The sequence below is a fragment of the Couchioplanes azureus genome, from assembly GCF_014648355.1.
In the GTDB taxonomy this organism is placed as follows: Bacteria; Actinomycetota; Actinomycetes; order Mycobacteriales; family Micromonosporaceae; genus Actinoplanes; species Actinoplanes azureus.
The window spans coordinates 571,918-580,373 of record NZ_BMQY01000002.1; the positions used below are offsets into that span (position 1 = coordinate 571,918).

The 8,456-nt window shown below is 74.7% G+C and carries 9 protein-coding genes and 1 pseudogene; 5 read left to right on the forward strand and 5 right to left on the reverse strand.

The window, feature by feature from the left end:
* The first annotated feature begins 178 nt into the window (after window positions 1-178).
* Window positions 179-583: an ATP-binding protein gene (locus tag IEY99_RS09645; RefSeq protein ID WP_189201534.1), complete on the forward strand. Its 405-nt coding sequence runs from the start codon at window positions 179-181 to the stop codon at window positions 581-583.
* Here IEY99_RS09645 and nhaA read toward each other — a convergent pair.
* The 4 genes from nhaA to IEY99_RS09665 all read right to left on the reverse strand — a co-directional run bounded on the left by nhaA (window position 571) and on the right by IEY99_RS09665 (window position 5,124).
* Window positions 571-1,836, reverse strand: a complete 1,266-nt coding sequence (nhaA, locus tag IEY99_RS09650; RefSeq protein WP_189201536.1) for a Na+/H+ antiporter NhaA — start codon at window positions 1,834-1,836, stop codon at window positions 571-573. The two genes, IEY99_RS09645 and nhaA, sit on opposite strands and share 13 nt — an antisense overlap.
* Before the next feature lie 96 nt (window positions 1,837-1,932).
* Window positions 1,933-2,883: a 26S proteasome regulatory subunit RPN10 gene (locus IEY99_RS09655; protein WP_189201537.1), complete on the reverse strand. Its 951-nt coding sequence runs from the start codon at window positions 2,881-2,883 to the stop codon at window positions 1,933-1,935.
* Window positions 2,880-3,902 carry a DUF58 domain-containing protein gene (locus tag IEY99_RS09660; protein ID WP_189201539.1) on the reverse strand — a complete coding sequence of 341 codons (1,023 nt, stop codon included), beginning with the start codon at window positions 3,900-3,902 and terminating at the stop codon, window positions 2,880-2,882. The genes IEY99_RS09655 and IEY99_RS09660 overlap by 4 nt, the downstream gene beginning before the upstream one ends.
* 10 nt (window positions 3,903-3,912) lie before the next feature.
* Window positions 3,913-5,124, reverse strand: a complete 1,212-nt coding sequence (locus tag IEY99_RS09665; RefSeq protein WP_189201541.1) for an AAA family ATPase — start codon at window positions 5,122-5,124, stop codon at window positions 3,913-3,915.
* A 283-nt stretch (window positions 5,125-5,407) separates the two neighbouring features.
* Here IEY99_RS09665 and IEY99_RS09670 point away from each other — a divergent pair, with 283 nt between their 5' ends.
* From IEY99_RS09670 to IEY99_RS09685, 4 genes and pseudogenes are all read left to right on the forward strand, one after another.
* Window positions 5,408-5,614 carry a hypothetical protein gene (locus IEY99_RS09670; RefSeq protein ID WP_189201543.1) on the forward strand — a complete coding sequence of 69 codons (207 nt, stop codon included), beginning with the start codon at window positions 5,408-5,410 and terminating at the stop codon, window positions 5,612-5,614.
* Between the two features lie 122 nt (window positions 5,615-5,736).
* Window positions 5,737-6,305: pseudogene (locus IEY99_RS09675) on the forward strand (PH domain-containing protein).
* Window positions 6,302-7,717, forward strand: coding sequence for a PH domain-containing protein (locus IEY99_RS09680; RefSeq protein ID WP_189201546.1), 1,416 nt, complete (start codon window positions 6,302-6,304; stop codon window positions 7,715-7,717). Before IEY99_RS09675 ends, IEY99_RS09680 begins: the two are co-directional and overlap by 4 nt.
* A 9-nt stretch (window positions 7,718-7,726) precedes the next feature.
* The gene (locus IEY99_RS09685; protein ID WP_189201548.1) at window positions 7,727-8,122 is read left to right on the forward strand and encodes a thioesterase family protein; all 396 of its coding nucleotides are present in this window, start codon (window positions 7,727-7,729) and stop codon (window positions 8,120-8,122) included.
* A 6-nt stretch (window positions 8,123-8,128) separates the two neighbouring features.
* Here the strand turns inward: IEY99_RS09685 and IEY99_RS34110 are convergent.
* A partial coding sequence (locus tag IEY99_RS34110) for a carbohydrate kinase family protein (protein WP_229798412.1) occupies window positions 8,129-8,456 on the reverse strand: 328 nt, incomplete at its 5' end.

Sequence of the window (8,456 nt, forward strand, 5' to 3'; positions counted from 1 at the left end):
TGATTGACCGCAATCTATGCGTAGCGGCGGGCGGAAGTAAAGGTCCGTTCGTCGAAAGTCGTCGATGTGCTCCCCCACGATCGTGCGAAGATGGCGGTCGCAGGTTTGACCGTCGCGCTCACCCGGGTAAGCGCGTGCTCCGCATGACCGGCGGCGGGGAGAAAGACCGGAACCGACGATGAGTGTGTTGACGGCGCGCTTCGACGTGCCGCTGGGTCCCCATGCCGCCCGGACGGCGCGGCACGCCACCACGGCCGTGCTCACGGGCTGGGGCTACCGGGACGAGGCCTGGCTCGGCCATGCCGCCGTGGTGATCAGCGAGCTGGTGACCAACGCCGTGCGGCACGGCGGCGGATGCGTCGAGGTGAGCGTCGAATGCCACGACGGCCGGGTCACCCTGCTGGTCGCCGACGGCTCGTCGGTCGTGCCGCGGCGCCGGGAGGCGGACTGCGACGGAGGACGCGGGCTCGCGCTCATCGAGGCGCTGACCGACCGCTGGGGAGTCCGCGACCACGAGGGCGGCAAGCAGGTCTGGGCCGACCTCCCCCGGTGCCGGCCGGGCCCCGAGCATCACCGCTCGTAGACGTCGGGGATGGCGTTGCCGTCGGCGTCGACCTGCTCCGCCTCGTACAGCCGCCGGTAGGTCCGGTTCCGCACGCGCAGGATGACCGTCGCGAGCACCGCGGCCGCCAGGGAGCCGGTCAGCACGGCCACCTTGACGTGGCCGTCGCGGTCCGTCCCGGCGCCGAACGCCAGCTCGCCGATGAGCAGGGACACCGTGAAGCCGATCCCGCCGAGCACCGCCAGCGCCACGACGTCGATCCAGGCCAGCCCGGCGTCGATCGTCGCCCGGGTGAACCGGGCCGTCAGCCAGGTGGCGAGCGTGATGCCGACCGGCTTGCCCACGACCAGGCCCAGCACGATGCCGACCGCCACCGGGTCGGTGAGCGCCGAGGCGAGACCGTCCGGGCCGCCGAGCGTGACCCCGGCCGACATCAGCGCGAAGACCGGCACCGCGAACCCGGCGGACAGCGGCCGGAACCGGTGCTCGAAGTGCTCCGCGAGTCCCGGCTCGGCGGCCCCGTCGCGGCGCAGCACCGGCACCGCGAACCCCAGCAGGACACCGGCGACGGTGGCGTGCACCCCGGAGGCGTGCACCAGCGCCCAGGCGGCGCAGGCCAGCGGGAGCAGCAGCCACCACGACCGGACCCGGCGCTGCACCAGCACCGTGAACAGCACGAGCGGCACGAGCGCCCCGGCCAGCGGCAGCACGGAGAGGTCGGCGGTGTAGAACAGCGCGATGATCACGATGGCGAGCAGGTCGTCCACCACCGCGAGGGTGAGCAGGAACGTGCGCAGCGCGGCCGGCAGCCACCGCCCGACGACCGCCAGCACGGCGAGGGCGAACGCGATGTCCGTGGCGGTCGGGATCGCCCAGCCGCGGACCGCGCCGCCGAGGTTCACGGCGGTGTAGAGCAACGCCGGCACGACCACGCCGCCGACCGCGGCCGCCACCGGCACCGCCGCCCGCCGGGGATCGCGCAGGTCCCCGGCGACGAACTCGCGCTTGAGCTCCAGACCGGCGACGAAGAAGAAGATCGCCAGCAGCCCGTCGGCCGCCCAGGTGGCGAGGGAGAGGTCGAGGTGCCAGGCGGCCGGCCCGACCCGCAGAGCGAGCAGCGCGTGATAGCCGTCCGACCACGGCGAGTTGGCCCAGAGCAGCGCGGCCAGCGCCCCGGCGAGGAGCAGCGCCCCACCGATCGTCTCTTGACGCAGCACGTCGGCGATTCGCCGGGCCTCGGGCCACGAACCGCGACTGAACAGGTTGGGGGTCACAGGGCTCCGTTTCCGGGGTCGGTCGATCCACTTGCCGACCAGACTTCCCGGCGCACCGCCGCCAACCTTACCGGCCGGCGGCCGCGCGCGCCCCGGTCATGGCAGACGTGAGGTCCAGATCAGGCTCAGCGCCGCCGCCGCGAGGCCGAGCAGCAGCGCCGCGCCGGCGTACCACTGGGTGATCTCCTGAGGCTGCACCCGGTGCCCGATCGAGCTGCCCATGTCCTCGTAGACCTGCTTGAGCTCGCTGACCGAGGCGGCCTCGTAGAAGTAGCCCTTGGTCTTCTCCGCCAGCTGCTGCAACGACAGCCGGTCCACCGGTACGCGCTGCAGCACACCCCGGATGTCGACGACGCCGGCGTCCGTGCCGAAGGCGATCGTCGAGACCGGGACGTTCGCCGCCGCGGCGGCCGTCGCCGCGTCCTCGACCGAGCGCCCCGACGTGCGGTATCCGTCGGAGAGCAGCACGATCCGCGCCGGCGGCGCGCCGTCGGCCCCGTCGGCCGGCACCGAGCGGATCGCGTCCAGCGACGTGAACACCGCCTCACCGGTCGCCGTGGCCTCGGCCAGCGTCAGGCCGTCGATGCCGGCGATCACCGCGGCGCGGTCCTTGGTCGGGGAGACCAGGACGTTCGCGGCCTTGGCGAACGACACCAGGCCCAGGTTGTACGTCGGCGGCAGCTCCTGCACGAACGCCTTGGCCGCCTCCTGCGCCGCCTCGATGCGGTTGGGCGCGACGTCGTCGGCCTCCATGGACAGCGACACGTCGATGGCCAGCATCACGGTGGCCCGCTCCAGCGGCTCCTCCCGGTCGACCGACGGGCGCGCCATCGCCAGGGCGAGCACGAACAGGCTGAGCAGCAGGGCCCCGGCGGCCACGTGCCGGCGCCAGCCCAGGCCCTTGGGCGCGAGCGAGCGCAGCAGGTCCACGTTGGTGAACTTCATCGCGTACTGGCGGCGGCGGAACTGGCGCCAGACGTAGGCGGCGACCACCAGCAGGACGGGCAGCGTGGCGAGCAGCCACCACGGCTGCAGGAAACGGATCATCGGGTGGTCCCCCGGGTGCGAGCGTGTCGTTGGGCCGCGACGAAACGGACCATGTCCAGCAGCCAGTCGGTGTCCGTACGCAGTCTCAGGTGGGCGGCCCCGGCCGCGCGCAGCGCCCGGGCGATCTCGCCGCGCTGCCGCCCGGCCGCCTCGGCGTAGCGGGCCCGCAGCGCCGGATCGGCCGTCTGCACCTCGTGCAGCGCACCGGTCTCCGGGTCGGCGAGGGTGAGCACGCCGACGTCCGGCAGCTCCAGCTCGCGGGGGTCCACGACCTCGATGGCGAGCACGTCGTGGCGCACCGCGAGCTTGCGCACGGGCCGCGCCCAGCCCTCCACGGGCGCCAGGAAGTCCGAGACGATCACCGCGACACCCCGGCGGCGCGGGGGGCGGTTCAGCATGTCGATCAGCTCGCCCAGATCGGTACGCCCCGGCCGGATCTCCGTACGCGCGATGGCCCGCAGCAGCCCCTGCGCCTCCTTGCGCCCGGGTCGCGCGGGCAGGCGCACGATCGGCGCGGCCGGGGGCGCCGCCGGGGCCGGCACCGGGCGCCGGCGCCGCAGCCAGCCGAAGCCGCCGGACGGCTCCGCGGCCACCTGTCCCGAGCCGGTGCCGACGACCGCGCCGATCCGGTTGCCGCCGCGGACGGTGAGGTGCGCCATCGCGGTGGCGGCCGCGAGCACCAGGTCGCGCTTGAGGCAGCGGGCGGTGCCGAAGTCCAGGCTCGCCGACAGGTCGATCGCCATCCAGGTCTCGAGCTCGCGGTCGGCGACCGTACGCCGCACGTGCGGCAGCGTCGTGCGGGCGGTGACCGGCCAGTCCATGCGGCGCACGTCGTCGCCGGGCCGGTACTCCCGGCTCTCCCCCGCCTCGCTGCCCGGGCCGGGCAGCAGGCCGGCGTAGTCGCCCTGGAGCAGCCCGTCGAGCTTGCGGGTGACCAGCAGCTGCAGGCGCGAGAGGACGGCCTCGGCCCGCGCCGAGCCGGATCCGGCGGCCGGGGACGGGATGTCGGCGGTCGTCACGAGTGGACCGTCACTGCTGTCCCGGCCACGCGGAGTGCGGCGGCTGCTGTTGCGCCCCGTACGCCGGACCGCCGCTCGCCGGGGCCGGAGTGCCGAAACCGGGCGCGGGGGTGCCGAATGCCGGGCCGCCGCTCGCCGGGGCCGGAACCCCGGACGCGGGTGCCACGTGGCCGTTGACCGCGGCGTCCTGGCGGGACGCCACCGCCGGCGCCGGCACGCTGGCCATGATCCGGGCGACGATGTGGTCGGCCGGGATGTCGTCGGCGAGCGCGTCGTAGCTGAGCACGAGCCGGTGCCGCAGGATGTCCGGCGCGATGTCCTGCACGTCCTGCGGCAGCGCGTAGTCCCGGCCGCGCAGCAGCGCCAGCGCCCGGGTGGCGCGCACGATGCCGAGCGAGGCGCGCGGGCTGGCGCCGTACTGGATCAGCTGGGCGACGTCCGGCATGCCGTGCTGGGCCGGGGCGCGGGTGGCCAGCACGAGCCGTACGGTGTAGTCGACCAGCGCGTTGTGGACGAAGACCTGGTCCGCGCGGCGCTGCAGGCCGAGCAGATCCTCGGAGGTGAAGATCTGCTTCGGCTCGGGTGCGCTGACGCCCATCCGGTAGACGATCTCGCGTTCCTCGGCGTCGGTCGGGTAGCCCACGAGGATCTTCATCAGGAAGCGGTCGCGCTGGGCCTCCGGCAGCGGGTAGACGCCCTCCTGCTCGATGGGGTTCTGCGTCGCCATGACCAGGAACGGGTCCGGCACCCGGTGGGTCTCGCCGCCGATCGACACCTGGTGCTCGGCCATCACCTCGAGCAGCGCCGACTGCACCTTCGCCGGGGCCCGGTTGATCTCGTCGGCGAGCAGGAAGTTGACGAACACCGGGCCGAGCTCGACGTCGAACTTCTCGCTGGACTGCCGGTAGATCCGGGTGCCGACGATGTCGGCGGGCACCAGGTCGGGGGTGAACTGGACGCGGGAGAAGGTGCCGCCGACCACCCGCGCCAGGGTCTCCACCGCCAGCGTCTTGGCCACGCCGGGCACGCCCTCGAGCAGGCAGTGCCCCCGGGCCAGCAGCGCGACGAACATCCGCTCGACCATCCGGTCCTGCCCGACGATGACCCGCTTGACCTCGAACATGGCGCGCTCGAGCTGGGTGGCGTCCTGCGCGGGCGGCACCGGAGGGTCGGCGGGCTCCGTCGTGCCGGTCGTGCCCTCGGGTGTGGTCGGGTCGGCCACCGGTCCTCCAACAGCGTGTCGCACGTCTCGGTCGGCGTCGGCACGGGTGCCGACGCTCAAGACTTACACGACCATGCGCGAAGCGGTCCGGCGGAGCGGTATTACGCGCCGACCGCAAGGGTACGAACATGTCGATCTTTCTGCGCGATGCGCACGGACGGGCACGCCCATCGGGTAGACGACGGGCCGGATGAGCCGTGTAACATTCAGCGCGTCGCCGGGCGACTTCCCCCGTGGTCGCCCGGCGCTCAACTCCCCTCGCGGCCCTCGATAGGCTCGCGGAGTGGTCGAGGAGCTTGCACCCCAGTGTTCCGCCAAGGGCTGCCGCGCGGCCGCCGAGTGGGAGCTGCGGTGGAACAATCCCCGGCTGCACGCGCCCGACTACCGCAAGACCTGGCTGGCCTGTGCCCGGCACCGCGAGACCCTCGGCGACTTTCTGGGCGTCCGGGGTTTCCTGCGCGAGGTGACCGAGTTCCGCACCACGGCCTAGGCTTGCCCACGTGACCGAGCCCCGCGCACCGGCCGGCCCCGCCGACCCGGCACCGCCCCCCGCCGGCCCTGCCGCGGCCACCGGCCCTGCCGCCGCCCCGGGCCCTGCCGCCGCCCCGGGCCCTGCCGCGGCCACCGGCCCTGCCGCCGCCCCGGGCCCGGCCGCCGCCACCGGCCCGGCCACCGCCACCGGCCCGGCCGGGACGAGCGCGCTGGAGCCGTGGCCGGACACCGTCGACTGGCGCCCGGTCTCGCCGAAGCTGATCACTGTGGAGCTGCTGGAGCGGGCGGCCTGGATCCTGGTCCTGCTCGCCGGGCTGGCCGTCGGCTGGCTGGTCACCGGTTCCCGGGCCTGGCCGGCGGCCATGGCCGCGGTCCTGCTGCTCGGGATCTGGCGCTGCCTCGTCACCGTGCGCGCCGTCCGGGCCTGGGGCTACGCCGAGCGCGACAACGACCTGCTCGTCCGGCACGGCCTGGTGATCCGCCGGCTGTCGATCGTCCCGTACGCCCGGATGCAGTTCGTCGACGTGACGGCCGGGCCGCTGGAGCGCGCCTTCCAGCTGGCCACCGTCCAGTTGCACACCGCCGCGGCGGCCAGTGACGCGAAGGTCCCGGGGCTGCCCCCGGACGAGGCGGCCCGGCTGCGCGACCGCCTGACCGCGCTGGGCGAGGACCGGGCCGAGGGCCTGTGACCGAGCCGCCGGACCCCGCACCCCCGGGCGACGAGGCGCGCAGGCGCCTGCACCCGCTCAGCCCGCTCCTGCACGGCGCCAAGTCCATCGCCGTCATCGTGGCCGCGCTGAGCTGGCAGACGCTCTCCCAGGTCGGCCTGGAGCGTTTCGCCCTGGTCGTCGCCGTGCTCGCCGTCGGCGTGGTGGTCTTCTCGGTGATCGGGTGGCTGAACACCGGTTATCACGTCGTCGGCCGCGAGCTGCGGATCCAGGACGGGCTGCTGTGGCGCCGCAACCGGGCCATCCCGCTCGACCGGCTGCAGGCCGTCGAGCTGCGCCGCCCCCTGCTCGCCCAGCTCACCGGCCTGGCCGAGCTGCGCCTGGAGGTGGTCGGCGGCGGCAAGACCGAGGCGCCGCTGGCCTATCTGACCGTACGGGAGGCCGCGGCGCTGCGGGAGAGGCTGCTCGCCCTCGCCGGCCGGACCCCGGGCGGCCCCGCCGGGCCGGCCGCGGGCGTCGCCACGGATCCGGCCACCGAGCACCCCGTGGCGGCGCCCGAGCGGCCGCTGTTGCGGGTCTCCAACCGCGACCTGCTGGTCAGTCAGTTGCTCACCCCGCAGGCGTTCTTCCTGCCGGTCGGCGTGGCCTTCGTGGCCATGCAGTTCGTCCTCGACGGTTCCTGGACCTTCGTCGGCATCGCGAGCACCGTCACCGCGATGGCCGGGGTCGTCCTGCAGCCGATCCGCCGGGTGCTGCAGGACTGGGACTTCCGGCTGGCCCGCGACGCCGGCGGCCGGCTGGCGGTCCACTACGGCCTGCTGGAGACCCGCAGCCAGATCGTGCCGCTGCACCGGGTGCAGACCATCGGCGTGACCTGGCCGCTGCTGTGGCGGGTCAACGGCTGGCTGCACCTGCGCCTCGACATCGCCGGGTACGCCGGCCCGCAGTCCGGCGACGCCAAGGGCTCGGACCGGCTGCTGCCGGTCGGCGACTTCCAGGCGGGGCGCGAGCTGGTCTTCCAGGTGCTGCCCGGCGTCGACCTGGCGGCGCTGGCCACCGTCGCGCCGCCGCGCCGGGCCCGCTGGCGGCATCCGATCGGGCTGCGCTACCTGGGCATCGGTCTGACGTCCGAGGTGTTCGTGTCGCGCTCGGGGATGCTGACCCGCGAGCTGACGTTGGTGCCGTACGCCCGCCTGCAGAGCGTCCGGGTGGTGCAGGGGCCGGTCCAGCGCCTGCTCGGCCTGGCGTCGGTCTACGCGGACACCGCGGGCGGACGCTCCGGCGTCGCCGAGGACCGGGACCTGGCGGAGGCGTGGTGGCTCGCGGAGCAGTTGTCCGTCCGGGCCCGCGCCGCCCGAGGCCCGGCGCCCCTCGTGACGTCCACGGTCCCGGCCGGTCCGCGCGACACCCCCGATGCCGCACGACACCCCTAAGCTGGTGGCATGGAGCTTCCGGAGTTCACCGCCGGTCTCAGCGCACGGGTCGAGCTGACCGTCACCGATGCCGACACCGCCCAGTCCCTCGGCTCCGGCGACGTGCCGGTGCTCGGCACGCCCCGGGTCCTGGCCCTCGCCGAGGCCGCCACGGTCGCCGCGACGGCCCGGCAGATGCCGGGCGGGGTCACGACGGTCGGCACCCGCGCCGAGGTCGAGCACCGGGCGCCGACGCCGGTGGGGCGCCACGTGACCGCCCTGGCCACGCTGGCCAAGGTGGACGGCCGCACCCTGCACTTCGACGTCGTGATCCGCGACGGCGAGGAGCTGGTGGCCGAGGTGCGCGTCGAGCGGGTGATGCTCGACCGCCAGCGGTTCATCGCCAAGGCGCTGGGTGAGGCCTGAGGACGCTCAGATCAGCGCGCCCCAGCGGGCGGTGAGCTCGTCCTGCGTCGGCATGGCCACCGCCCCGCCGGGGCGTTCGCAGACCAGGCCGGCCACCGCCAGCGCGAAGGTCACGTACTGCTGCCAGCCGGCGACGCCGTCCGGGACGCCCCCGGTGAGCAGGCGGTGCACGAGGGCGGCCATGACCGAGTCCCCGGCGCCCGTCGCGTCGATCGCCGCGACCGCCGGGGCGCTCAGCATCGCCGAGCCGTCCGCCGCCGCCACATGGGCGCCGTGGGAACCGCAGGTGACGACGACCGCGCGGGCGCCGAGCCCGAGGATGCGGTCGGCGGGC

Excerpts from the sequence above, each read along its gene's own strand:
- IEY99_RS09685 (WP_189201548.1), top strand. The coding sequence starts at position 7,727 with ATGGAGCTTCCGGAGTTCACCGCCGGTCTCAGCGCACGGGTCGAGCTG.
- IEY99_RS09655 (WP_189201537.1), bottom strand. The coding sequence starts at position 2,883 with ATGATCCGTTTCCTGCAGCCGTGGTGGCTGCTCGCCACGCTGCCCGTC.
- IEY99_RS09645 (WP_189201534.1), top strand. The coding sequence starts at position 179 with ATGAGTGTGTTGACGGCGCGCTTCGACGTGCCGCTGGGTCCCCATGCC.